This window comes from Pseudomonas tremae, assembly GCF_001401155.1.
Lineage (GTDB): Bacteria > Pseudomonadota > Gammaproteobacteria > Pseudomonadales > Pseudomonadaceae > Aquipseudomonas > Aquipseudomonas tremae.
Genome location: NZ_LJRO01000073.1, coordinates 99,194 through 125,722, shown reverse-complemented (window position 1 = coordinate 125,722; position 26,529 = coordinate 99,194). Strand labels below are relative to the sequence as shown.

17 protein-coding genes are annotated in these 26,529 nt (G+C 58.3%); 8 read left to right on the top strand and 9 right to left on the bottom strand.

Annotated elements, in window-relative coordinates:
• Window positions 1–309: 309 nt before the first annotated feature.
• A complete protein-coding gene (locus tag ALO43_RS04945; RefSeq protein ID WP_054997191.1) occupies window positions 310–1,887 on the bottom strand; it encodes a carbohydrate porin in 1,578 nt (525 codons plus the stop codon).
• Between the two features lie 168 nt (window positions 1,888–2,055).
• On the opposite strand from ALO43_RS04945, the gene ALO43_RS04940 reads away from it, so the two are divergent.
• The 6 genes from ALO43_RS04940 to ALO43_RS04915 all read left to right on the top strand — a co-directional run bounded on the left by ALO43_RS04940 (window position 2,056) and on the right by ALO43_RS04915 (window position 8,897).
• Complete coding sequence (locus tag ALO43_RS04940) at window positions 2,056–3,330, top strand: ABC transporter substrate-binding protein (RefSeq protein WP_005887756.1); 1,275 nt, start codon at window positions 2,056–2,058, stop codon at window positions 3,328–3,330.
• 21 nt (window positions 3,331–3,351) lie between these two features.
• Window positions 3,352–4,314, top strand: coding sequence for a carbohydrate ABC transporter permease (locus ALO43_RS04935; RefSeq protein ID WP_005887755.1), 963 nt, complete (start codon window positions 3,352–3,354; stop codon window positions 4,312–4,314).
• On the top strand, window positions 4,311–5,153 hold the full coding sequence (locus ALO43_RS04930; RefSeq protein ID WP_005887752.1) for a carbohydrate ABC transporter permease: 843 nt from the start codon (window positions 4,311–4,313) through the stop codon (window positions 5,151–5,153). Before ALO43_RS04935 ends, ALO43_RS04930 begins: the two co-directional genes overlap by 4 nt.
• Window positions 5,154–5,180: 27 nt before the next feature.
• Window positions 5,181–6,326, top strand: coding sequence for an ABC transporter ATP-binding protein (locus tag ALO43_RS04925; protein WP_174518489.1), 1,146 nt, complete (start codon window positions 5,181–5,183; stop codon window positions 6,324–6,326).
• Window positions 6,323–7,825, top strand: coding sequence for a glycoside hydrolase family 32 protein (locus ALO43_RS04920; protein WP_054997189.1), 1,503 nt, complete (start codon window positions 6,323–6,325; stop codon window positions 7,823–7,825). The genes ALO43_RS04925 and ALO43_RS04920 overlap by 4 nt, the downstream gene beginning before the upstream one ends.
• 79 nt (window positions 7,826–7,904) lie before the next feature.
• On the top strand, window positions 7,905–8,897 hold the full coding sequence (locus ALO43_RS04915; RefSeq protein ID WP_005887746.1) for a LacI family DNA-binding transcriptional regulator: 993 nt from the start codon (window positions 7,905–7,907) through the stop codon (window positions 8,895–8,897).
• Between the two features lie 150 nt (window positions 8,898–9,047).
• Here ALO43_RS04915 and ALO43_RS04910 read toward each other — a convergent pair whose 3' ends face one another.
• The gene (locus ALO43_RS04910) at window positions 9,048–14,783 is read right to left on the bottom strand and encodes a hypothetical protein (RefSeq protein ID WP_054997188.1); all 5,736 of its coding nucleotides are present in this window, start codon (window positions 14,781–14,783) and stop codon (window positions 9,048–9,050) included.
• A 597-nt stretch (window positions 14,784–15,380) separates the two neighbouring features.
• Between ALO43_RS04910 and ALO43_RS04905 the strand changes: the two genes are divergently transcribed.
• Together ALO43_RS04905 and ALO43_RS31800 are read left to right on the top strand one after the other, a co-directional pair.
• The gene (locus ALO43_RS04905; RefSeq protein WP_024668929.1) at window positions 15,381–16,874 is read left to right on the top strand and encodes a YifB family Mg chelatase-like AAA ATPase; all 1,494 of its coding nucleotides are present in this window, start codon (window positions 15,381–15,383) and stop codon (window positions 16,872–16,874) included.
• Window positions 16,875–16,989: 115 nt separating this feature from the next.
• Complete coding sequence (locus ALO43_RS31800; protein ID WP_054997187.1) at window positions 16,990–17,853, top strand: type III secretion system major pilin HrpA; 864 nt, start codon at window positions 16,990–16,992, stop codon at window positions 17,851–17,853.
• 127 nt (window positions 17,854–17,980) lie between these two features.
• Here ALO43_RS31800 and ALO43_RS04895 read toward each other — a convergent pair whose 3' ends face one another.
• The 7 genes from ALO43_RS04895 to exbB all read right to left on the bottom strand — a co-directional run bounded on the left by ALO43_RS04895 (window position 17,981) and on the right by exbB (window position 26,469).
• Complete coding sequence (locus ALO43_RS04895) at window positions 17,981–19,288, bottom strand: CitMHS family transporter (RefSeq protein ID WP_005887737.1); 1,308 nt, start codon at window positions 19,286–19,288, stop codon at window positions 17,981–17,983.
• Between the two features lie 457 nt (window positions 19,289–19,745).
• Window positions 19,746–21,143, bottom strand: coding sequence for an aminoacyl-tRNA deacylase and HDOD domain-containing protein (locus tag ALO43_RS04890; protein WP_024668927.1), 1,398 nt, complete (start codon window positions 21,141–21,143; stop codon window positions 19,746–19,748).
• A gap of 86 nt (window positions 21,144–21,229) precedes the next feature.
• Window positions 21,230–23,305 carry an ATP-dependent DNA helicase RecG gene (recG, locus tag ALO43_RS04885; protein ID WP_005887733.1) on the bottom strand — a complete coding sequence of 692 codons (2,076 nt, stop codon included), beginning with the start codon at window positions 23,303–23,305 and terminating at the stop codon, window positions 21,230–21,232.
• A gap of 13 nt (window positions 23,306–23,318) precedes the next feature.
• On the bottom strand, window positions 23,319–24,242 hold the full coding sequence (locus ALO43_RS04880; protein WP_005887731.1) for a hydrogen peroxide-inducible genes activator: 924 nt from the start codon (window positions 24,240–24,242) through the stop codon (window positions 23,319–23,321).
• Between the two features lie 92 nt (window positions 24,243–24,334).
• Window positions 24,335–25,081: an energy transducer TonB gene (locus tag ALO43_RS04875; RefSeq protein ID WP_024690468.1), complete on the bottom strand. Its 747-nt coding sequence runs from the start codon at window positions 25,079–25,081 to the stop codon at window positions 24,335–24,337.
• Window positions 25,078–25,503, bottom strand: a complete 426-nt coding sequence (gene exbD, locus ALO43_RS04870; protein ID WP_024690467.1) for a TonB system transport protein ExbD — start codon at window positions 25,501–25,503, stop codon at window positions 25,078–25,080. Before exbD ends, ALO43_RS04875 begins: the two co-directional genes overlap by 4 nt.
• A 3-nt stretch (window positions 25,504–25,506) precedes the next feature.
• Window positions 25,507–26,469, bottom strand: coding sequence for a tonB-system energizer ExbB (exbB, locus tag ALO43_RS04865; RefSeq protein WP_024690466.1), 963 nt, complete (start codon window positions 26,467–26,469; stop codon window positions 25,507–25,509).
• Between the last annotated feature and the right edge of the window lie 60 nt (window positions 26,470–26,529).

Genomic DNA, 26,529 nt, shown 5'->3' with positions numbered 1-26,529 from the left:
TATTCCGATTTAAGCGAAATGCAGGTCCAGACAGCTGCCAAGTCTCAGAAAAGCTCTAGTTTCCTGAGCATCGCTTCGCTTTAGCGTTGACCTGAAGCTTTGCTCAAAGCCTTTGCCACTCGTCATTACAAGCCTCAGTAGCCCATGTTGTAAGTGGACCACGCAGCTTGAGCACTAACTGAATCCCCTTAACCAGCCCCCAGAACTATTCCAGCGGCACAAGAAAGCAAAGGGTGCTCCCCTCAGTCGCTAGTGCCGCCCGAGCTTCAAGTGCTTCATTTTCTCAATGGCATTTCTGAAACACTCCCACTAAAACCACGTTTCCATCTGAACACCGAATTGCCATACGCCACCGGCGCTGAAGTCGCTTTTGCCGAAATTGCCGGTCGTGCTATATCGGTCCAAGTCCGAGGACCAGTTCATAAGGCTGGCGAACACTCGCAATTCGGGACGGGTGAGCAAATCGCCCATGTCCGGCTTGAATGTCGGCGCGACCGTAAACTTCCAGAAGTTGCCGTCAACTGCATTGCGTTGCAGGTAGCCTTTGGGGTCCAGGTCCATGGTTTGCCAGCTAAGTTCGTAGGCCATCTCGAAGTTACTGTTGATTTCATTGGCCAGGCGCATGTTCAGAGTAAGCCAGCGATAGTCGTCGCCTTTGACGTATCGGTCTTTGCTCTGCTCGGCCAGCAGGCTGGGGCCGATGCGCCATCCAGGTGCGATGGGTGTTTCGCCATACAGCGCCAGACGCAGTGCACGGGCGTCGTCGAGCAGTTCGCCATCCGAGCCAATGTCCTTAACCTGCGCGCCCAGGCCTTGCCCATAAAGCAACGCGGCCTTGGAGAAGCCCTCCCTGCCGAAAAAGTCTTTCTGGTGGATGGCCAGCATGGAATGCAAGCCCGAGTCTGCAGGCGCAAAGCCGGCCTGATTGGTGCGAGTGCCTATGTCGTTTTTCTTTGCACCAATGGCATTGAACATCCACTGCCACTGACCATCGTCGAAAAACTGGTTGGAGGTCAGGATGTAGCTTTCTACATCGGCATCGACGCCGCCCTCACTGAAATCGCCGTAGTTACGTCCGATCAAGGAATAGTTCGAACGCCAGTCCTTGGTCATCTGCACATCGTAAATACCGCCGCCGGTCCCGGCCAGAAAGACCACGTCCGAGTCCAGCCAGTGAATATCGAAATTATCCCTGTCGAAGCGCTTGCCGGCCCACAGCGTGGAGTTCTCGAACATTGAATTGCCCTTGAAAGCGGCGATGTGGTCGAGTTCGGTAAACACCTGGCGCACGTTCAGTTTGCTTTCGGTGGCCGTCCAGTCGTTGTAGCTTTCGACGCCATCGGCGATGGAAACCGTGAATTTGGAACGAGTGCCGTTCTGCGCGTAGATTTCTTTCGACAGGTCGAAACGCATGTAGGTGTCGTCTTCATTACCCAACCGCCCCACCGCGCCACCGACCGAACCCGCCGGGGTCGTATAGGGCCCACCACGACCGCCGCCCAACCCGTCGTTGATCAACAAGCCGGAGCGAGCATAACCCTTGAAGCTGAACCCGTCGGTGAGGTGCCCGGTAACGCTTGGCTTTTCCATGCTTTGCTGGCGTGCTTCGAGTTTTGCCACGCGATCGTCCAGGGCAGGCGCTGGACTGGCCGCCACAACAGGGGCAGCACCAGAGGCGGCAGGCTGCAAAGCAGGGTTGGCGAGTTTGATTTGCTGCAGCTCCCTGGCGAGCGCCCGGGTTTGCTGTTCGGCTGCGGCTGCACGCTGTTCAGCAGCGCTGGCACGGGCTTCGAATGCGGCCATCCGCTCTTCCAGAGTGGCTGCCTGAGTGACCGTCGTCGAGGTACCGAGCACCCCGGCGAGTACCCATCTTGATGCGTTCTGCATATGGACTTCCTGCTTTGTTTTTATTGTTTTTGTGGCGTAGGCCACGCCTTTTTTCCTTCGAGGCTGAATCGTGCAAATCGAAGAAAAAAGGGTGCCACATCGAAAATACGCTGTTACATTAACGATGTTAACGTTAACTTTTATAAAAACAAAAATAAAGAGGGCTCTATGAAACAGCTGAAATCTCTTCTCGCCGCCGTGCTGCTCACCTCCTCTGCGGGGGGCTCTGCGCTATCGAACGCCGCAAATCTGACGATCTCCTGCGGGGCCGTCGGGGCGGAGTTGCAACTGTGCAAAGAGGCTGTTGATACGTGGTCGAAACAGACCGGCAACAATGTCCAAGTGGTGTCGACGCCCAACTCGGCAACCGAGCGCCTGTCGTTTTACCAGCAGATCCTCAGTGCCAAATCCACCGACATCGACATCATCCAGATCGACATGGTTTGGCCAGGCATGCTCGCCAAACACCTGACGGATTTGCATGAGCTACTCCCGGCGGATGCTACAAAAGGCTACTTCCAGGCGCAGGTAGACAACGCCACGGTCGATGGCCGGTTGGTGACGATGCCGTGGTTCACCGATTCGGGGCTGCTGTACTACCGCAAGGATTTGCTCGAAAAGTACCAAAAGCCGATCCCCCAGACCTGGGAGGAAATGACCGCTACGGCCACGCAAGTGCAACAAGCCGAGCGCGATGCAGGGAACGCGAATATGTGGGGTTATGTCTTCCAAGGGCGCGCCTATGAGGGGCTGACGTGCAATGCCCTGGAATGGATCAGCAGCCAGCCGGACGGCGGGCTGATCAACCCACGAGGAGACATCGTGGTCAACAGCCAGGCCTCAAGAGCCGCATTGACCCTGGCGAAAAGCTGGGTCGGCGTCATCTCTCCGCGCGGTGTACTCAACTACACCGAAGAAGAAGGACGTGGTGTGTTCCAGTCCGGGAATGCGCTGTTCATGCGCAACTGGCCTTACGTCTGGGCCTTGGTGCAAAGCCAGGACAGCGCCGTAAAAGACAAGGTCGGCATCGCGCCCCTGCCCCGAGGCGGCGCAAACGGTACCCATGCCTCCACGCTCGGAGGCTGGGGCCTGGCGGTTTCGCGATACAGCAGCAATCCCAGGTTGGCGGCAGAGCTGGTGGCCTACCTGACCAGCGCCCGACAGCAAAAACAGCGTGCCTTGGCAGGCGCTTACAACCCGGTTATCGAGTCGCTCTATGACGACCCCGAGTTGCTCGCCGCGATGCCTTATTACACCCAATTGCGCGGCATTCTCAGCAATGGGGTCATGCGCCCCGCCGCTATCACCGCCAGCGGCTACCCGCGCGTATCCAACGCATTCTTTGACAGGGTGCATAGCGTGCTGGCGGGCGATTTACCGGTCGATCAGGCACTGGTTGAACTGGAAACCGAACTGAAGCGCATCAAACGACGCAACTGGTAAGCCACACGCAAGGAACTCACAATGCCTTCCTCTTCTATCGACTTTCCCGGTGACGACGCCTTCATCACTCGAGAAACGCCTGTACAACGTCGCAGGGTACGGGCCGCCTGGCTGTTTCTGACGCCGATGCTGGTGTGCCTGACGCTGGTGGCGGCCTGGCCGTTGCTGCGCACATTCTGGTTCAGCCTGACTGACGCCGACCTGTCGGACACTGAAGCTGGCTCATTCATCGGTTTGAGCAACTATCTGTTTTACGACGGCACCCTTTGGTCAGGCGTTCTGGTCGATCCACAGTGGTGGCACGCAGTGCGCAACACCTTGCACTTCACTGTGGTGTCGGTAGGCCTGGAGATGATCCTGGGACTATTGGTGGCATTGCTGTTGAACGTCAAGTTCACTGGACGCGCGCTGGTCCGTGCGTTGATTCTGATCCCTTGGGCGATCCCGACTATTGTCTCGGCGAAGATCTGGTCATGGATGCTCAATGATCAGTTCGGCATCATCAACCACCTGATGCTGGGCCTTGGCCTGATCGATGCGCCTCTGGCCTGGACTGCAGATGCGGATCTCTCTATGTGGGCAGTCATCATCGTCGACGTCTGGAAGACCGTTCCCTTCGTCACCCTGCTGATGCTGGCAGCCCTGCAGATGCTGCCAAGTGATTGCTACGAAGCCGCCAGAGTCGACGGCATTCATCCGTTGCGCGTGTTCTGGCGTGTCACGTTGCCGCTGCTGATGCCGGCCTTGCTGGTCGCGGCGATCTTTCGCATCCTCGATTCGTTGCGGGTCTTCGACGTTATCTATGTCCTGACCTCCAACTCCTCCAGCACCATGAGCATGTCTGTCTATGCCCGCCAGCATTTGGTGGAGTTTCAGGACGTCGGCTATGGCAGCGCAGCCTCGACCCTGCTGTTTCTGGTGGTGGCGGTGATTGCCATGCTTTATCTGTACCTCGGACGCCGCCAACTGGAGGTGCGCTCATGAACCTGCGCCAACTGAAGAAAGCACTGCTGCGCGCAGGTTTCTGGTGCCTTGTCGGGATCTTGCTGTTCTACGCGATCTTCCCTTTCTACTACGCCATCGTGACATCGCTGAAGCCTTCCAGTGCCTTGTTTGAGGCGAGCTACTGGATCACCGAACCCGACTTCTCCAATTACACGACGGTCCTCAGCCAGCCTTCATTCCTTCAGGCCATCGCGAACTCGCTCGTGGTTTCGCTGTGTGTAGTGATGCTCGCGTTGTTTCTCGGCCTGACAGCGTCCTATGCCTTGGGCAGGGTCAAGTTTCGTGGGCGCGGCACGGTGCTGATGATGGTTCTCGGGGTCTCTATGTTTCCGCAGGTTGCGGTGCTGTCGGGGCTGTTTGAAGTCATCCGCATGCTGGGGCTCTATAACACCTCATGGGCGTTGATTTTGAGCTACACCATTTTCACCCTGCCCTTCACCGTCTGGGTGCTGACCACGTTCATGGGGCAACTGCCGCATGAACTGGAAGAAGCAGCCATCATGGATGGCGCCTCGCCTTGGGTCACGCTGACCCGTGTGCTGTTGCCGCTGCTGTGGCCGGCATTGGTCACCACAGGCCTGCTGGCCTTTATTGCCGCGTGGAACGAATTCCTGTTTGCCCTGACCTTCACCCTGACAGACGCCCAGCGCACGGTGCCGGTCGCCATCGCCCTGATTTCGGGTGGCAGCTCCCACGAATTGCCCTGGGGCTTGCTGATGGCGGCGTCGGTGATTGTGACCGTCCCGCTGGTGATTCTGGTGCTGATATTCCAGCGCCGCATCGTTTCCGGCCTCACTGCCGGCGCGTTAAAGGGTTGATGCACAATCATGACAAGGAACAGCATCGTGATGAAATTAAAGCTAGCCAACATCAACAAGCAATTGGGCGGCGTACGTATTCTGCGCAACGTGAGCCTGGAGATCGCTGCAGGTGAGTTCGTTGTGTTCGTTGGGCCATCGGGCTGCGGAAAGTCGACATTGCTGCGATTGATCGCAGGGCTGGATTCGATCTGTGGCGGCGACCTGCTGATCGACGGACGACGCGTCAACGCACTGGAACCGCGCGAGCGTGGCGTCGGCATGGTCTTTCAGTCTTATGCGCTTTACCCGCACATGAGCGTTTACGACAACATCAGTTTTGGTCTCAAGCTGGCCAAGACCGAAAAAAGCAGCCTGCGTGAACGCGTACTGAAAACCGCAAAAATCCTGCAACTGGACAAGCTGTTGCAACGCAAGCCCAAGGAACTGTCTGGCGGGCAGCGCCAGCGTGTGGCAATGGGCAGAGCCATGGCGCGGGAACCGGATATTTTGCTGTTCGATGAACCGCTCTCCAACCTCGATGCCTCATTGCGGGTGCAGATGCGCAACGAGATCGCCCGGCTCCATCAACGGCTGGGCTCGACCATGATCTACGTCACTCACGACCAGGTAGAGGCCATGACCCTGGCGGACAAGATTGTCGTACTCAACGGCGGTCGGGTCGAACAGATTGGCTCGCCACGCGAGCTCTACGAACGCCCCGCCAGCCGCTTCGTCGCCGGTTTTCTGGGCTCGCCCAGAATGAATTTCCTGCCAGTGCGCCTGCACGCGGCGAACCGCAGCAGCCTGATTGATATCCCGGCACTGGGCATGGCATTCCTGCCCTTCGACAGCTCGAACCTGGCTGACGACGCGCAACTGACGTTGGGCGTACGTCCGGAGCATATATCCCTCAGTGCTGCAAACAGTGGCAGTGGCGTTAGCGTGACCGGCGTTGAATATCTGGGCAGCGAGGTCTATGTACACCTCGCTACAGGCGAGAACGAACCCTTGATCTGTCGTTGCGAAGCCACAGCCGGATGGCAAGTGGGCGACCGGGTCGCGCTGCAACTGGATACTGGCAATGTGCACTTGTTCGACGCCGATGGCGTTGCATTGAGGCGACACCCAAATACCCATCAGCACCAGACCAACGACACCACGGCGCACGTCGTACAGGCGGGTACCCTATGAGTGTTTGTGTGAATGGCATGAGCGATCCAATGCCCGCCGCCCTCGAGCGTGCGCACGATGCGCTCAAGGATGGCCTGTCGCAGATCGTCCACGATTATCGACCCGCTTATCATCTGGCCCCGCCTGCTGGCTGGATGAACGACCCGAACGGTGTGGTGTACTTTCGCGGCGAATATCACGTGTTCTATCAGCACCACCCCTTCGACGCGAAGTGGGGTCCAATGTACTGGGGCCACGCCAAGAGCGCTGACCTGGTCCATTGGCAGCATTTGCCCATTGCGTTGGCACCCGGCGCTGACTTCGACCAGGACGGTTGTTTTTCCGGCAGTGCCGTGGTGTGTGGCGATACCCTGGCACTGATCTACACCGGGCACACCTGGCTGGGTGACGTGGGCGACGAGCGCTTTATCCGTCAGGTGCAGTGCCTGGCCACGAGTGTCGATGGCATCAGCTTTACCAAACATGGCGCCGTCATCGATACCCCGCCGCAAGATGCGATTATTCATTTTCGTGACCCCAAGGTCTGGCAGCAGGATGACCATTGGTACCTGATTGCTGGCGCGCGTCTGGGTGACACGCCGCTACTGCCGTTGTATCGATCTGCGGACCTGCACGTCTGGGAATTCGTGAACTATGTGTCCACCGGCAACGAGGGCGATGGCTATATGTGGGAATGCCCCGACCTGTTTCGCCTCGACGCACGCGACGTACTGCTTTACTCGCCCCAAGGCATGCCCGCTGAGGGCTACGAGCGACTGAACAAGTTTCATACCGGCTACCGAGTAGGTCAGGTCGACAGGCAGTGGCAGTTCACTGGCGGGCCTTTCATCGAGCTGGATAACGGCCACGACTTCTATGCAGCGCAAACGCTGGTGGCTGCCGATGGCAGACGTCTGGTGTGGGCGTGGCTCGATATGTGGGAGAGCCCGACCCCCAGCGCGGCGCATCATTGGCGCGGCATGCTCGGCCTTCCGCGCGAACTTGAATTGCGTGCCGATCGCCTTTGCGTGCAACCCGCACGCGAACTGACGGCATTGCGCAACACGTCGATGTCAGGCACCTCATGGTGGAGCGAAGCGGGTACCCGGTGGCTGACTGATGTACACGGCGACCTGCTCGAAATTCATGTGAGCCTGGACCTGCGCGACTGCATCAAAGGCCGCCTTGGCGTGGCACTGCGCTGCAGCACAGATGGCAAAGAGCAGACTCTGCTTTACTACGATGCTTCGCTGAAGCGCTTGATATTGGACCGTGACCAGTCGGGTACCCACGTTTTCGGTCAACGCAGCGTGGCAATAGATCCGCAACAGGACCGGCTCGAGCTGAGAGTCTTCCTTGATCGCTCCTCCATCGAGGTGTTCGACCAAAATGGCAGCTTCACCCTCAGCAGCCGCTTTTATCCACAGAACGACAGCCTGGGGGTCAAGCTGATTGCCAACGGAACCGGAGGCCGAGTCTGTATTGCAAACGCCTGGACACTCTCCTCGGGCTACGTGTAGGTAAATCATTGACGTCGCGAAAAAAATCAGGCCTCTGTAGCATGATAATCATCAGTCAACCTGACAGGCCCCGCCTCGCATGACCTCAGTTAAAGACGTTGCACGATTGGCCGGTGTTTCCCTGATGACGGTGTCTCGAGCGCTCAATAATCCGGAAAAACTGAGCCCCGAGACCTATCAGCGAGTCCGCAGCGCGATTGACGAGCTTCAATTCGTACCCAGCCTGTCGGCTCGCAGAATTCGCGGCGACAACCTGCAGACACGAACGATCGGCGTGTTTGCCCTGGACACCGCGACAACACCCTTCGCGGTCGAGCTGCTGCTGTCCATCGAACAGACCGCGCAGCAAGCAGGCTGGAACGTATTTATCCTAAACCTGCTAAGCAACCCGCCAACCGACCAGAACATCGACCTGATGCTGTCACACCGGCCTGACGGGTTGATCTTCAGCGCCATGGGGTTGCGCGAAGTGAGCATTCCGCAGCGCTTGAAGAGCAAACCACTGGTGCTCGCCAATTGCGTGGCTGATGACAGCAGCCTCGTCAGCTATGTGCCAGACGACGAAACCGGGCAGTATCGCGCCTTGCATCACGCGTTCAGCCAGGGTTATCGACGCCCGTTGTTTATCAATCTGCCAAAACAGAGCCTGGCCTGGAAAATTCGGCAAGCGGGTATGCAGCGTGCCTGCCAGGCATTCGGCCTGGCTACCGGCGAGCTCTTGCAATACAACCTGTCCGAACATGACGCCTATGGAGAAACCGCAGGCATCCTCGAACGGCACATGACTGATGGCCGTCCGCAGTTCGACATTCTGATCTGCGGCAATGACCGCATTGCCTTTTGTGCCTACCAATTGCTGCTGGGCCGTGGCCTGAAAATCCCCGGTGATGTCGCCGTGCTTGGCTATGACAATATGATCGGCATCTCCGAACTGTTCATCCCTGCACTGACCACGGTGCAACTGCCGTATTACGAGATCGGTCGCAATGCCGCCAGGCACTTGATAGAAGGTCTCGAAGTTTCAGGCACCCAGCAGGTGGATTGCCCACTGGTGGTCAGGGAATCGTTATAAAGAACTTGCGTGGCACAGGTCACGCATCAGCGCTGAGCACACGCGGTTTGTATAACGAACGTTGACCGTCAGCGAAACGACTGACGAATCAACAAAACAAATGAAGCGACCCTCAGGCCGCTTCATTTGTTGTTGCAGGGAACAGCGAAATCACCGCTGCGTCTTATCGAGTTCGCCCCACGTCATGTCACGTACGGCATCGCTGAAGCTGCGCTCACCCTCAAGAGCAGCGCGGTTTGCCTGGTCCAGGCGTTTAGCGGTCGCGTCCATCGCTTGCTGCTCGCCAAGCCAATGGGCGCGCAGCCATTGCAGCGATGAATTAATGCTTTGCAGCTCCAGCGCCATCTCTTCGCTGTTGCCACTGCCCTCCTGACCGCCGCTTTCAAGTTGCATCAGGAGCGCGTCTCGACGTGCGACCTTGTCATCCACTTGCGATGAGATGCGGTTAATTTCAAGCCCAGTCGCCGTGCCCACTTTCGCCCCTTCTTCAGCAAGTGTTCTTATGGCATTTCCGAGTGAACGCCGACGCGTTTCAACAGTAAGCAGATGGGCCGAAGCCGGGTTCTCCTCCTGCGCGGTCTGATCGCCAGTTGTCGTGTACACCATTTCGCTGGCCTGACGCATGTCCTGCTCAGCCTGATCCAGTGTCTGATGATATCGATCAAGCGACGCAAACGTCCCCTGCGCGCCTTCTCCATCAGCGTCACGGTCATCAATTTCAGGCACTGGCAATTCAGGGATGCGTACAAGCAGCCTGTCTATATGTGCGGACGTCAGCCCATAAACCTGCTGAAACGAACCGATAGCCTTCGCCTCACGCTTAAGCGCCGAACTCATACGCTGAACTCTACCGTCAAGTTGGCTTATCAGGTCATTGGTTGTTCGCTCAGCAACATCGCCTGTGGCGCGTATCGTTGTCTCTCTACGCGGCGACGGAGGGGAGTAAGGAACTTCCCCAGCCTGCGTTCTCTGCCCCAAGGCCTGAAGACCGAATCCTTGTAATGCGCTTAACGGTCTCTGCAACGCTCTGTTTCCGGCTTCCAGTACTTCAATACCTTGCAAACCGTCATAAAGACCGTAGCGGAACTGGATCTCTGCTTCGAACAGTTGATGCGATGTCGCGCCAGTGGCCGAAACATTCAACAGCGGCAGGCCTATTCTTGAAGTCACCGGGTTTTCATCAGTGTTGTGTACGGCAATCGCCGCCAGTCGATACAGATCAGGCGTGTTTTTGATCTTGTCCAGAACGCCGCGCCAATTCAGTTCGCTTGCAGAGGGCCCCTGCAAACCGATCGCGCGTGCCGAAGCGTTCTGCTCCCGTGCCAGTAACGCGTCGTTGATGGCGAACCTCGCCTGTGGACGCATCTCGAAGACATATCGCACCTGATTGACGTTGGGCAACGACTGGAAACAGAGCATGACCTGATCAAGGCCAGGTATCTTGCGACGCAGCTCCGCCAGGTCGTTAAGTTTGCTGCCAAGCCCCAGATGACCGATGGCGTGAAAGACTACTGTTTCCAGAGATTCACGCCCGAACAGGTTGAACTCCACGCGCGCCCCCGGAATGGCCCTGGCACGGTGCTGAACGGCGCTTTGGTCCTGCTGACGCAATTGATGCAGCATCTCCACTACCGAGGCGCGGTCAATTTCGGAGCTCGCACGCCACACGCTGCTGTGCGCATCCGACATTTCTCTGGCCGCATTGAAGCGCTGACGGCGCAGAGCCCCACCCTCAAGGGCACCACCGGCTTCCACCCTGCGCGCCTCGGGACCCTGAATGCGGTCGATCATCTGTTCGATTGCTGCAATACGCTGGCCAGCGCTGGCAGAGTAATTGAGGGCACTCAACTCCCCGCTATTGTCAGGAAAGGCGCTGGCCAGACGCTGACGCATAATGTTCCATTCCTTGGCCGTAACAGGCTTGGCGACCTCAGTATCAAAGGTGCGCTTATAGCTGGCCGTCGACAAAAAAGGGCCCCGACGCTTATCGTCCACTGCGGCATCGGTCGGCAACTGCACATCGCTTGACGCAACGCGGATGCCGGCGAGCTGCAAGTTACCGTTCCCAGTGGACGCATTTATCAGCTTTTTAGGGTTATTGCCGAGTGCAGAAGACAGCGAGCCCCCAAGGTTCAGATTGCTATTGAACTCAAGATTGAAATCCGTGCGCCCCTGAAATTCCAGACCGATGATATCTGCCCAGGCGTGATCCAGATGCAACTCCATTTGGCCCCAGTGCGCGCCAGCCTGAGCTGTCCCGCCTGCCGACAACGCCATCGACGCGGTACTGCGCCGGTTGTCTGCACTGGATACTGCAGCAGCTGCCGTCGGCTTTTGTGGCCCGTATTTCTGGCTCAAGCTAAATGGCGACACGCTGACGTTCGCCCCCACAGACGCATTCAAATTGGTTTCGAACAGGTCCAGGCCAATCGAACCACCGTTCACACCGGTGCGCAGGATTTGGGTGCTATCGGGGTGATCGACGTCGAACAACAGCCGCACGAAATCGGAAATCGTCGAAGGCGCGATGATTACGGCGGCGCCCTGACCATGTTGATACGCACCGGACAGGCTCAGGTTGCCGGAGCCTCCCCAAGTCGAGTTCATCGAGCGCCCCGGCCGCGCATCAAGAACACGTCCGCCGCTGCCAGCGCCCGGCTTGAAGTCGATTCCTACCCCGGACGTTGCTGCTACAGAGGCCTTGGAATGGCGCACAAAAAACGCGACCAGCCCGGCATCGCTGTCCTTGCCATCGCCGATACGCTCTACACCAAGCACCTGAAGCGCCTCGCCAGTCACCCCGACGCTGAACGCATTAAGATGCTTCCAGTCAGACGCGCCCAACGAACCGCGAAGTTCCAGACCACGCGATTGCGTCGAGAAAAAAGTACTTCTGTTGAAAAGATCCAGGAGTAGGTCGGACATACGCGCCGCCATTTCGTCCGGCTTGGCATCGGGCGGCAAGCCAAGATTCTTGAGCAACTGAGTGCGGCGCGCCGATCCCGGCAACGTTATCTGTTCACGAAACGTCGTCACCACGTCATCGAAGGCTGCTAATTGCCCCCACGAAGACAGGCCGAGTTTGCACAGCGCCGGAAGCCTGGCATCTTGCTGACGCTTATCAGCCATTTCGAGCGCCTGCGCGTCAGTGCTTCTCAACAGCTCGTCATAATCCACCAGGCCGGCAACCAACCCCGCTGTTCGCAAACCGTAGGGAGCATTGCGACTGGCGCTATCAGCGTATCCATCATCAGCCGGTAAACGTACGCCGGCACGCATCATTTTTTCGCTGACCTCGTACAAGACACCCAGCAATTCAGCCTCACGTTCGCTCATACGATCAGCGTAAAGCGCAGCGCCTGCAGCCAGGGCTTTAATGCTCATGTTGAGGTTCGGCAACATGTCTTCCGACCTGGACAACCCGACGGAAGACAGCGTTTTATCCACTTGCGAGTGCTGTCGTCGCCATAGCTCGGCCATCCGGAACGTCGGCGTAGAGGTGGTAGAACTCAGATCATGCGCACTGTCACTGCCGCCCATATCGCCCATGATTACGCCTTCATGGAAGCCGATCTTGCGCAAGTCACGCAACAAGGCTTCCAGTTTCTCTTCTCGCAGGTTCAACAAGCGTTGTGTTTGCTGATGTGACAGCCCGAACCGTTCTCCGTCAGACGGTCCTACGGCCAAATCGACACGCACCTGCGCGAGCGTCGGCAGATTTTCGAACAGCGTTTTGCCTGATGCATAAGCCTGTTTCGCCTCATTGTGGAAACCGGCCAGGCGTCTCTCCTGAGCGGTCGGTGGCAGAACAACGCCAAGCGTGTGTGCCATTGCCCGCGCCGTGCTATTCACCGCGGCGCCCAATACATCTCTCGTCAATGCGCCAACCTGAGCGCGAGTTGTATCAACCACTGCCTGCAGGCTTGACGCCGTGGTCAGCGGGTTATTTGCTGTTGTCCCCAACAGCGTTGTCACCAATGACGCGTCATGATGCGGTGTGCTGATACGACTGGCTTGCTGTTGATTGGCGAGGGCGTTGCTACCCGCAAGAAAGTTCTCCGAAGGCACTTCATCCCCCTCCGGCTCAGGCTTTACGCGTGCCGGCAAAGGCTGGTTGTCGTGTGACGTCATTGAAGGCAGTAATGTGTGCCAGTTTTCTCCCAGTTGTAATTGTATTTGCCCTGTTCGAGTGGCACGAAGACTTGAAGGATGAACAGTGCCCGGCAGCTCTATCTGCACCGGCTCCCAGTCATCGTTTGCGCTCAACCGTTTCAACTGAGGCCGTTGGTTATGGGGATGATGCAGTACGAGCAACTGATCGTTGAGCCCAATAGCGATGGCAAGGGGGCGCTGCAACGATGGAAGCTGGCGGGCTTCGCCACCTGCGGCGGCCACTAATCGCCCCGATTCTGTCAGCGCGACACTCCGACGATTGCTGTGAACCGACAGCGCGCGTACTGGCTCGTCAAACTGCGCGATAAGACCGGTACGTACCCCGACCGTATCCGGTACGACCGCCAAGGGCCCACCCGCAGGATAACGCGAAAGTTCGGCATCACTCGGCAACCATGAGGTTCGCCCCTCCAGCTTCAGTTCGAAGACTTGCCGGGCATCACCACACAAAGCAAAAACCGGTTTCCTGTCAATAAATCCCGACGCAGATGAGTGAACAGATGTGACACCGGTGAGCGGTTCGCCACCGGGCTGCTTTAACCGCTCCCATGGCTGGTCGGGAGCAGGCTGATAATGAAGCACGCCGTCTATATGCCCCACCTGAGCATGACCATCAAGCTGAACACGCGACTGCACATCTGCGTCCGATGGAACATGCAGTCCCTCGGTGTGGAGCAGCAGCAAGGGGCGATCCAGCAGATACGCTGGACGAAACAGCGCCTCGCCTGGCGCTTGCTGCAAGCTCATGCGCCTACCGTTTTGATCCTGCAGCATCAGGTGAACAGTGTCGTCCCTGGACAATCCCATAGCAGTCACGGCCCAGCCTTTAGCCCGCGAAAAATCGTCAGGCAAGTTCAGCCGGTGGGCTTCTACAGGCCCGTTACCTTGCAGCTCGGCTTGATAAACGCGTCCTTTATCATCCAGGACCAGCGCAGCGTTGCCGCTCGGCAATGGCAGGAAATCAATGGGGCTCGCCGGGCTCTGCTCGCTACCCTGGCTGTTGGCTGCTGACCGCCACAGCTCGACAGCACGGGAACTGCCATTCGAATGAAGCACTCCCTTATGCAGCCACTGCACCTCGCCACCGGCGTCAATCCGTACTGCCGCACCTGCAGGAGGTCGCTGGGTTGCCACGGACTCGGCAGACGTCTCGGTTGCGCGCCAGAGTTGACTGCCGTTATGTACATAGACACGACCGTCCGCCTGCAAACCAATCATCCGCAGTGGCTCACGGCGATCCATGCCAGGCAGCGTCAGGGGCGTCCAGCGTCCTTCCAGACTTGCGGCATGAACCACACCGCCTCGCTCTAGATAGGCTCGATCCGGGGAAGACTGCCAGACCCCTGTCAATAATCCTATTGGCGGTTCGGCAAGTCGGGCAGCTACGCCATCAGCGTTTATTTCCCCGCTGATACCTCGCTCGACTTGCGGATGGACCGTCAAAACTGCCATCAACATGCCAGGTACGGAGGTGAAAAAGGCCTCATTGCTCGGTGCTTGCTGGTCGTGGGGTACAGCGGCATAGCGCAGTAGCTTGCCGTCGTTACCAAGGCTGGTTTCGCTGCGAACCGGCGGTCGCTTTGCCAGCCAGGCATTAATGACACTTTCTCCCTGCGCATCGTTTCTGACGCGAACACGCCTTCCAGACTGCGACGGCACGGCTTGCAGTCCGAGTACCTGGCTATTCAAACCTGCATGAGGTCGATTTCGCATGCCGCCTCTGCGAGACGACTCACTTTCGGCAGCCAAGGGTTCTGGCGATGGGGAGGGAGGAGGACTGACCGCGGGCGAGGCCCTGTCCATGTCTTGAAGCTCTGAAACGGCAGTAAATCCGGAAGAGGTAATCTTTACCATAATTATTATTAAGTCCCTGTACAGTAAATTTATATTCCGTTTATCACCCACGAAGAAGCAACGGCATCAAGCCGAGGAAGACGCGTTTCAAATCGTTGTTACAGGTTGAACGTCCAGAGCATTATAAAAATTGCTAATTAATGCCTTCTCCGTGGCAGCCATAAACGACAGTAGTTTAAGTGGCTATGCAACCCGTTCAGTTCCTATAGTTGTCATAAAAAAGTCACAAGCATTTTACGCAGCGGCTTAACGGTTAAGTCGTTCCAAAACGGTTTTTTTGACCACCGCGGTTCAACCGGAGTCTACGTGTTGTAAATGAGCATTCCGATTGGACTCGCATCCGGGCACGGACCTTTCAATCCCTCCTCCACTCACACTCTGTATCCATTCCTCGCCTACCCTCACCCGCCAAATAAAGCACGATACCCGCCCATCGCTCATATCAAGGAATGATCTATGTCGCTGGCCATCGTCCATAGTCGTGCCCAGGTCGGGGTGGAAGCCCCGGCGGTTACTGTTGAAGCGCATTTGGCAAACGGCCTGCCAGCCCTGACGCTGGTGGGGCTGCCGGAAGGTGCGGTCAAGGAGAGTAAAGACCGGGTGCGCAGCGCCATTCTGAATTCCGGGCTGGATTTCCCGGCGCGGCGTATCACGCTTAATCTGGCCCCGGCTGACCTGCCCAAGGATGGCGGTCGCTTTGACCTCGCGATTGCCCTGGGTTTGCTGGCCGCCAGCGGGCAAGTGCCTCTGGTTGCGTTGCAGGATGTTGAATGCCTGGGCGAGCTGGCGCTATCGGGGGCGATTCGGCCGATTCAGGGGGTGTTGCCTGCTGCGCTGGCTGCACGCGCGGCAGAGCGGACGCTGATCATCCCGGCGGTGAACGCCGAGGAAGCCTGTCTGGCTTCCGGGTTGCGGGTGATTGCCGTCAATCACTTGCTGGAGCTGGTCGCGCATTTCAACGGCCGCGCGGTAATTGCGCCGTATCAGTCCAGCGGCTTGCTGCATCAGCCCAAGCCGTATCCCGATTTAAGCGAAGTACAGGGTCAGACAGCTGCCAAGCGTGCGTTGGTGATTGCCGCTGCCGGGGCGCATAACCTGTTGTTCAGCGGGCCGCCTGGCACGGGTAAAACACTGCTTGCCAGTCGCCTGCCGGGCTTGCTGCCGCCGCTGGATGAGCACGAAGCGCTGGAGGTGGCGGCGATTCAGTCGGTCGCCAGCCAAGTGCCGTTGACCAGTTGGCCGCAGCGACCGTTTCGGCAGCCGCATCACTCGGCATCCGGGCCGGCGCTGGTGGGCGGTGGCAGTCGTCCGCAACCTGGCGAAATCACCCTCGCCCATCATGGTGTTCTGTTTCTTGATGAACTGCCGGAGTTTGATCGTCGAGTGCTGGAGGTTTTACGCGAACCGCTGGAGTCCGGGCATATCGTGATCTCCAGGGCACGGGACCGCGTGCGCTTTCCGGCGCGGTTTCAGCTGGTGGCTGCGATGAACCCGTGCCCCTGTGGCTATCTCGGCGAGCCGACCGGACGCTGCCGCTGTTCTACCGAGCAGGTGCAGCGTTATCGCAACAAGCTGTCTGGTCCGCTGCTGGACCGGATCGACCTGCACCTGACCGTCGCACGTGAGGCTACGGCGCTCAATCCCGACCAGACCACCAGCGAAAACACTGCCAGCGCCGCAGCGGTAGTTGCTCAGGCACGCGAACGCCAACAGCGTCGTCAGGGCTGCGCCAATGCCTTTCTTGATCTGCCGGGGCTGCGCAAATATTGCGCGTTGTCGAGCACTGACGAACGCTGGCTGGAAACAGCCTGTGAGCGCCTGACCTTGTCACTGCGCTCGGCCCACAGGCTGCTGAAGGTAGCGCGCACCCTGGCTGATCTGGAGCAGGTGGATGCGATCAATCGCAGCCATCTGGCTGAAGCGTTGCAATATCGGCCTTCGAATAATTGAATACCCTGAACGCGAAACTCGCCGCCGAGCGCCATAGCCATGGCAACGGATGCCCCACAGCAAGGAACTCATTACAGCGAAGCGCCACTCAGCGGCAGTAAAAGGAGTTTGCTCAATGAATATAACGTCACTCACATCAACCGCCGGCAAAAGTCCGACCGCTCAAGGCACAGAAAAAATTTCCATTCCCGACTCCTCGCGCATGATCAATGCGGGTTCGACGAGGTGGTTGAACAGGAACCGTAGCGTCATCGGTAACCACATCAGCACCAGTATCGAAAAAGGGAAACTGTTCGAGTTGGCCTCGCTGGGTGACAACATGTTCGGTGTTCCTGCCATTGCAGTGCGCAACTCGACATATCGTCCTGTTTTGAGGTTCGAGCCCGACCACAATCAGGACTTAAACCTGGTCGAAGTGTCTATGCAGGACAGCGCAGGCAAGCTCAATCCTTGGCAGCCGTCACCCGACGAAATGGCTCCACCCTCGCCTGCATCTCTGCCAGACGCGCAAGCCAGTTCTGCTTCGTCATCATTACCGCGCATGCCACCCGCAGGCGCGACGTTGAGTTCGTTGGGCACTGCGTTAAATCAGGCACAGCGCCACAGTGCGCGTGTGGATAAGTCTGTTGCGAGAAGTTCTGGCCAAGACGAGAGGAACGGGGCAAGGATCAATGCAAAGCAACCAAAGCCCGTAGCGACTAAAGATTGTGACGATCCTCAGACAACTCATTCTGATCTCGACAGGCAACAAGATGCAGACCCGCGCCCTGCTGAAGGTATGAACAGCATGGGAGAGCATCAGAATGAAATGCATCACGCTGAAGCGCTTCTCAAAGCCAAATCAGATTTGCAAACCCGGGAGGCGATGCACAAACAGCATATGGACGTGCTTGATGCCATCCAGTCTGGTCGTGAGGACTCCTTCGACAAGAAGATCAGCGCTACCGACGAGAACGCCAAGGGCATCAATTATGTGTGACCTGCCCCTCGGCGATAGAAAACGCGCCTTGAAGCGCCCTGCTGCGTTCCGTGCATAAATACCCCAAACGCAAAAACTCGCCGTCAACGGTCAAGTCGACGGCGAGTCTCTGGTAGCGCAGCGAGGCTTACATGCTGCTGTAGAGCGGGAAGATGCCCATCAGCAGTGCGGCAACCAGAATGCACATGCACACCAGAATCGCCCATTTCAGGGTGAAGCGCTGATGGTCACCGAACTCGATACCGGCCAGAGCAACCAGCAGGTAGGTCGACGGCACCAGCGGGCTGAGCAGGTGAACCGGTTGACCGACAATTGAAGCGCGGGCCATTTCCACAGGGCTGATGCCGTAATGAGCGGCGGCTTCAGACAGCACTGGCAGCACCCCGTAGTAGAACGCGTCGTTGGACATGAAGAAGGTAAACGGCATGCTCACCAGCGCAGTGATGACAGCGAGGTAAGGGCCCAGTGCGTCCGGGATAACTGCCAGCAGGCTTTTCGACATCGCGTCGACCATGCCAGTGCCAGACAGGATGCCGGTGAAAATGCCGGCGGCAAAGATCAGGCCTACTACTGCCAATACGCTACCGGCGTGGGCCGATACGCGATCCTTTTGGTCCTGCAGGTTCGGGTAGTTGATGATCATCGCGATACTGAAGGCGATCATGAACAGTACCGGCAGCGGCAGCAGGCCCATGATCAGGGCAACCATCAGCGCCAGGGTCAGCGCGCCGTTGAACCAGATCAGTTTTGGACGACGTGCATCCGGAAACTGCGAGACGCTGATTTCACTGTGGTCGACTTCATCACCTTTGAGGTGCAGTTCGCCAAGACGGGCGCGCTCGCGTTTGCCGTAGAAGTAGGCAATCGCCAGGATCGCAACCACACCGGCCAGCATGGCAGGGATCATCGGTACGAAGATATCGGATGCATCGACGTGCAGCGCACTGGCCGCACGAGCGGTCGGGCCGCCCCACGGCGTCATGTTCATCACGCCGCCTGCCAGAATGATCAGGCCGGCCATGATGCGCGGGCTCATACCGACGCGGCTGTACAGCGGCAGCATGGCAGCAACGCAGATCATGTAAGTGGTCGCGCCATCACCGTCGAGGGACACCACCAGCGCCAGCACCGCGGTGCCGATCGAGATGCGCATCGGGTCGCCTTTGACCATTTTCAGGATCTTGCGCACGGCCGGGTCGAACAGGCCGGAGTCGATCATCAGCGCAAAGTACAGAATGGCGAACATCAGCATCACGCCAGTCGGCGCGAGCTTGGTAATACCGGCGAGCATCATCGGGCCGATCTGCGACGCAAAACCGCCGAACAGGGCAAAGATGATCGGAACCAGAATCAGAGCGATGAGCGCAGTCAGGCGCTTGCTCATGATCAGGTACATGAACGCAATAACCATGGCAAAGCCAAGGAAAGTCAGCATGGGAATACTCCAGACGTCAAACGGCTACAGAACGTGAATTGAACCAGTCAGCTCAGCAGATCGGTACGTGGAGTGGGGGCGCAAGAAGGGTGTACACAGAGAAGTCAGCAAGCATCGGAATCACCATTATTGTTGTTAATTGGGCCTGAAACACCTTGGAGTCCGTTCCTGGCTAACCGGTCTTTTTGCCGGAAGTGAAGCGATGCTAATTGCCCAAGCTTTCACAAAGCTTTCAATCGACGGTTGTGGAAATTTATTGTTGAACAGAGACAGATTGCCGTGGCATCTGGCGTGATGCAGGAGTGGACTTGTCCAGGAACTGCCGGGAACCGGCAGCAAAATCGGTGCATACCGAAAATCAGACACAACCGAGGCCACCAGGCAGAAGCCCCGTTTCATGGGCCTCCCAGGCAGTCAGCGTTGTGTACAACGCAGGCACTGCCTGCCAACCCACAGGCTACTTACTGAACTGTGACGCCAGTTCGCGCAGCAATACTTCTGCTTCCAGCACTTTTCTTACAGACTCGTTGGCCTTTTCACGGCTTAGGCCGAGTCGGTCGAACAGTTCGTCAGGGATCTCTTGTTCCGGGCCGGCGCCTACGCCATTCGCCCGCAACAGGCGGACCGCCAGATACACCAGATTGGCATAAGCGTAATGCTCGCCGGCATAGTGGGGGTCGTGTTGAAAGCGCAACGCGGTAGAGAGTTCGTCCGGCATGTCCCAGTAACGCATCAGCCAGGCACCGATCTGCTCACGGCTGATACCCAGCAAGTGATGCTCGATGTAGCTGTGGTGCAGGTGCGGATTGACTTCGAGCTGGCGACAGATCAGCGTGAAGTGCGGCGGGAATACGTGCGCCAGCAATAAATAACCGAAGTTGTGCAGCAAGCCTGCGAGGTAGCTCAGGCCGGCTTCCGGGCGCTTGGCGCGCGGGATCGCGCGGGTCAGGCCTTCGATGACCGCTGCGGTGTAGATCGATTGCTGCCAGTAAGGCGTGGTCTGTTGTGGCTGATCCTTGGGCAGGCTGAGGGTTTTGCCCAAAGCCAGACCAAGTGCAAGATTGATCACCAGATCAAAACCCAGCACGCGGACGATCGCATCTTCGACCGAACGAATCTTGCCGGTCGATGCGTAGTATGGCGATGCCGCCCAACTGACAACCTGTGCAGCCAGCGCCGGATCGGTTTCGACCACGCCGGTGATATCGTCGATGGTTGCATCGGGATCGACCCGCAGCTTGATGATCTTCTGTGCGGTTCCGGCCAGCGGCGGAATCTCCAGGGTCGCTTCCAGACGCTGCTGAATGCGGCGCGCTGTAAACGCACGCATGGCCTGGGTGATTTCTGCGGGATCATCGTCAGGACGATCAAGGTTCGGATGAATCGACATCACGGACTGGCCGAAGTGAGCCGCGCTGGCTTTGCTCAGCATGCCCTTGAAATCGTCACTGCTGATTTCCAGCAACAGACCCGGTTCGCCCGACCCTACAAGCAGTGTCGGCTCTTGCAGCAGACGATCATCGTAAAGGCATGGTGAGCTGGTCAACGCAGGGAGACCCGGCAACACCTGCAGGTTGTGCTTGGTAAGCATGCGCGCCAGCCGATCGTGAGAAACGGCGGTCAGTTGTCGTCCGGTCAGCTCGGTGATCCGGCTCAGGTCAAGCAATTGGCTTTGCGGGAACAGGATAAGCAACGCGCCGACAGCGTCCTCGACCAGCACGGCCTGAACCTTGCGTGCCGGAGGCAGACTTTTGTCGTCCACGACTTCGTTGTAGCTGATGGCCAATTTTTCAAGCAACTGCCGGATGACCGACGGTGCATGGTGCGAATCATTGACGTGGGCAACTTCTGTCATGAGCTTTGTCCAAATTCCTACATTTTTTGAAGTATAACCACGTTATTCCGTTTCGGTTGCACGTGGTGTCCAAAGCGTAGCCTGCATCACACCTGGCCATACTGCTGGCCATGACGCAACCATCTGTCCAGCAACGGGCTCACATGTTGCGGCCAGCGCTCAAGCAGGGCCTGGGCTGCGTCGCGGACAGCCGGGAGCAGATCGGCATCGCGCATCAGGTCGGCGACCTTGAATTGCAGCAGGCCCGTTTGTCGTGTTCCGAGCATTTCACCGGGGCCACGCAGTTCAAGGTCTTTTTCAGCGATAACGAAGCCATCGTTGGTTTCGCGCATGATCCCCAGCCGCTGACGACCGATTTGCGAAAGCGGTGGGTGATAGAGCAGCACACAGTGACTGACGGCACTGCCGCGCCCGACGCGCCCGCGCAACTGGTGCAATTGAGCGAGACCGAGGCGCTCGGGGTTTTCGATGATCATCAGGCTGGAATTCGGCACATCGACACCGACTTCGATAACCGTGGTGGCCACCAGCAACTGCAGAGCGCCCTGTTTGAACTCGGCCATGATCGCGGCTTTTTCTACGGGCTTCATGCGCCCGTGGATCAGCCCGACGCGTACCTCGCCCAGCGCGCTGCTGAGCTCTTCGTATGTGGTTTCAGCGGCTTTGCAGGTCAGCTCTTCTGATTCTTCGATCAGGGTACAGACCCAGTACGCCTGCCGGCCCTCGGCACACGCGGCGCGCACACGCTCGACGACTTCCAGGCGGCGACTGTCGGCAACCAGCACAGTATTGACGGGGGTGCGGCCAGGCGGCAGCTCATCAAGAATCGAGGTGTCCAGATCAGCGTAGGCGCTCATGGCAAGCGTGCGCGGGATCGGTGTGGCGGTCATGATCAACTGATGCGGACACATCAGCCCCCCGACGCCTTTTTTGCGCAGCGCAAGGCGCTGCTGAACGCCGAAGCGGTGCTGCTCATCGATGATCACCAGTGCCAGGTTCTTGAACTGCACTTCGTCCTGAAACAGCGCATGAGTGCCCACCACCATCGGTGTACCACTGGCGATCTGTTCCAGGGAGGTGACACGCGCCTTGCCTTTCAGCTTGCCTGCCAGCCACGCTACACCCACGCCCAGCGGCTCGAGCCAGCGCTGGAAGTTAATGTAATGCTGCTCGGCGAGAATTTCCGTGGGTGCCATAAGCGCCACTTGATAACCCGCTTCCAGCGCCTGCAGGGCAGCCAGCGCAGCGACAACTGTCTTGCCCGAGCCCACGTCGCCCTGAATCAGGCGCAGCATCGGCTCTGGCTGACTGAGGTCGTAAGCCACTTCCTTGCCGACGCGTTGCTGGGCACCGGTGGGTGTAAAACCCAAATTGGCGAGAAATTGTTTCGGCAGTTTTTTCGCGAGCGGCAACGCTGGCGCACGCTGCGAGCGCAGACTTTCACGCAGGCGCTGTTGGGACAACTGGTGGGTCAGCAGCTCTTCAAAGGCAAGGCGATGCTGCGCCCAATGATGCCCGAGGGCTAATTCATCGACATCAGCATCGGCAGGCGGATGATGCAGATAGCGGATCGCGTCATCCAGCGGCGCCAGTTGATAATCCCGGGCCAGTTCTTCCGGCAGCCAGTCCGGCAGGCTTTTGGGGCCAAGCATTGCAAGGCTTTGCTGACACAGCTGACGCAGACGCTGCTGAGTAAGACCTTCGGTAGTGGGATAGATCGGCGTGAGTGTCTGTTCGACGGGCGCAGGTTCATCGCCGGTGATCGCACGGTATTCCGGGTGATAGATTTCCAGCCCGGAAGCACCAGGCCGTGCTTCACCGAAACAACGCAAGTGCGTGCCGCGCTTCATGCTTTCTTTCTGGGCATTGCTGAAGTGATAGAAACGCAGGCTGACAACGCCTGTTCCGTCACCGAGCCTTACCAGCAGGCTGCGACGCTTGCCCATCACCACGTCGGCGCCGCTGACGACGCCTTCGATAACGGCATCCTGACCAGGACGCAACGCACCGATCGGCACGATGCGGGTCCGGTCCTGATAACGCAACGGCAAATGAAACAGCACGTCCTGCAGGTTTTCCAGACCGACCTTGGCCAGCTTTTCTGCCATCGCGTCACCGACGCCCTTGAGCGCCGTGACCGAAACCCGGGAAAGCTCGCTCATTTTTCTTTTCTGCCTAGCTCGCGACTTGTTTCGGGCGCGCCACTGAGCACAAGCGTGCAGAGTCAGCAAGAATCTCGATGGCTTTCGGCCGCGGGAAGCTCGCACGCCAAGCGATGGCGACGGTACGGAAAGGCACAGGCGGTGTAAGCGGACGCACTTCGATCACGCCAGGGGCGTAATGATGGCTATCGACCGCCGACAGCGGCAGGATTGAAATACCCAGTCCGGAAGCGACCATGTGGCGAATGGTTTCCAGCGAGCTGGACTCGACTGTGGTGTGCCTGGAACCTTCATTGCCTTTACCCAGTGCAGGGCAGGCTTCAAGTACCTGATCACGGAAACAGTGACCTTCACCCAGCAACAACAGGCTCTTGTCGTTGAGCGCAGAGGCATCGATGGACTCTTTCTGGGTCCAGGGATGATCAGCCGGCATCAGTACCGAAAACGGTTCGTCGTAAAGGGGCAGGGTCAGCACATCGGCTTCGTTGAACGGCAAGGCAATGATGACGGCATCCAGTTCACCATTACGCAGCTTGTCACGCAGCACGTGCGTGAAATTCTCTTCGATGTACAACGGCATCTGCGGGGCGACCCGATGCAGTTGTGGAATCAGATGAGGGAACAGGTAAGGGCCGACGGTGTAGATCGCGCCGACTTTCAACGGTGCGGTCAGCTGATTCTTGCCTGCCTGGGCCAGTTCGCGAATGCCTTGCGCCTGCTCGAGCACCTTTTGCGCCTGAGCAACGATGCCTTCACCGACAGGTGTCAGACGCACAGCGCTCTTGCTGCGCTCGAAAATCAGCACACCGAGTTCGTCTTCGAGTTTTTTCACACCCACTGACAGCGTTGGCTGGCTGACATGGCAGCGTTCGGCTGCGTGACCAAAGTGCTGCTCTTGAGCAAGCGTGACGATGTAGCGCAATTCTGTAAGAGTCATAACGTGCGTCCATGAAGTTGCGGCCCCAGCATAGCGGGTGCAATCGATAGACGCACGTTATCAGAAGCACTCATGCGTAACAAAAGTACGATTCAACGCTTATCGAGCGAATAAACGAACGGTGCGAGGATTTCAATGGTGCCGTTGTTAAGGATTTCCTTGGGGGGCTTGGGCAACGGCTGCGCGCGACGGATCATCTCCATGGTCGCCCGGTCCAGCGAAGAGCTGCCCGAACTGGCGGCAATCGAGTAGGACAGCACGTTGCCATCAGCGTCCACAACAAAACGCAAACGGGCAACGCCCTGCATGCCGCGACGACGCGCATCCTCAGGGTACTTCTTGTATTTGCTCAAATGACCGAGCAAATCACCCTGCCAGTTCGGCAACGCGTTGCTGGGTGGCGAAGGCGGAGCAGGCGGCGTCGGAGCTGCTGATTTTTCCGGCTTGGCGGTCGTTGGCGGCGTGTCGACCGGTTTTTCGGCAGCGGGCTCTTCCTTGGGCGGCTCAGGCTTTTTCTGCGGCTTGGGCGGCTGCGGTTTTGGCTTGGGCTTCTCTACTTTCTTGGGCACCACGATTTCCGGTTTTGGCGCTTGCGCGAATTCCGGCATGGGCGCCTGCTCTTCGGGCACGGGTGGCTGCGGCGGCTCAACGACCTTGGGCGGTGGCGGCGGAGCGGGCTCGGGCACTGGCGCAAGTTCGACCATCATGGCAGCCGGTGGCAATTCGACAGGCTGCGGAGCAGGCCAGCGAACGGCAACAATGATTGCGATAGCGTGCACCGCCAGCACCACCAACAGACTACCGCCATAGCGCGTCAGTTTTTGGCGCGTATTGATCATTTCTTACCAGCCGTCTCAAGACCTACCAGCCCGACCTTCAGGTAACCCGCACTCCGAAGCGTGTTCATGACTTCCATCAGGTCGCCGTAATCGACGCCTTTATCGGCCTGAAAGAAGATCGTAGTGTCCTTCTTGCCTTTGGTCCGCGCATCCAGAACCTGACCGATCTGCTCACGAGCGACCTTCTCTTCACCGAGGTACAGGACCTTGTCTGCCTTGACGCTGAGGAAGACAGGCTTTTCAGGCCTGGGCTGCGGCTTGGCCGTAGAGGCTGGCAGGTCGACCTTGATATCCACAGTGGCCAGCGGAGCAGCCACCATGAAGATGATCAACAGCACCAGCATGACGTCGATGAACGGCGTCACGTTGATTTCGTGGTTCTCGGCGAGATCGTCGCCGCCTTCGTTAAGATGCAGGCCCACGTGTTAGCCCACCTTGACCATGTGCGGTTGTTGTTGATTGCGCTCGGTCGGCTCTGGCAAATGATCCAGATCACGGCTGACCAGCAGCAGGACGTGTGCAGAAGCGTCGGAAACCTGTGCCTTGTAACCGGCGATGGAGCGAGCAAACACGTTGTAGATAACTACCGCAGGGATGGCTGCAACCAGACCCAAAGCCGTCGCCAGCAGCGCTTCGGCAATGCCGGGGGCGACCACGGCGAGGTTGGTGGTCTGGGTCTTGGCGATGCCGATGAAGCTGTTCATGATGCCCCATACCGTACCGAACAGGCCCACAAACGGTGCTGTCGAGCCGATGGTCGCCAGCACGCCGGTGCCCATGCTCATGTTCCGGCCACAGGCGGCTACCAGACGTTCGAGACGGAAGCTGACGCGTTCCTTGATACCTTCGCGCTCACGGCTGTTGGCCGACAGGCGCATTTCTTCAAGGGCGTCATGCACCAGCAGATGGGCGAGGGTGCCTTCCTTGCTGGCGCTGGCGCTGGCTTCGTTCAGCGAGCGGGCCTTTTTCAGATTGGCAATCTCGCCGCGCAGCCGACGCTTGGCGCCCAGCAGCTCGAAACCCTTGGATATCCAGATGGTCCACGTGATGATCGAGGCGATGGCAAGGCCGATCATGACCGCTTTGACCACGACATCGGCGTTCTGATACATGCCCCACGGCGACAGGTCGTGCGCCATGCCGAGGCTGTTGTCCTCGGCCACTGGCTCCAGCGCTGGCGCGGGTGCGGCAGCATCTGGCGCGACGGCGTCAGTGGCGGCTGGTGCGCTTGCAGCTGGCGCAGCGGATGGCGCAGAAGCCGGTGCCGATTGATCAGCGAGCGCCATTGGTGCGAGCATCAGACTCAAGACAAGGGCTGCGATACCGCGCCATGCACGAGGCAGGCGGGGCAGCTTGGTTGGCGAAGCGATTGATTGAATGCGTGTCATGCTGGCCTGACCTGAGAGAGAAATAGGGGATGGTTCCAGTGCGTCGCGTGAAGCAATCGA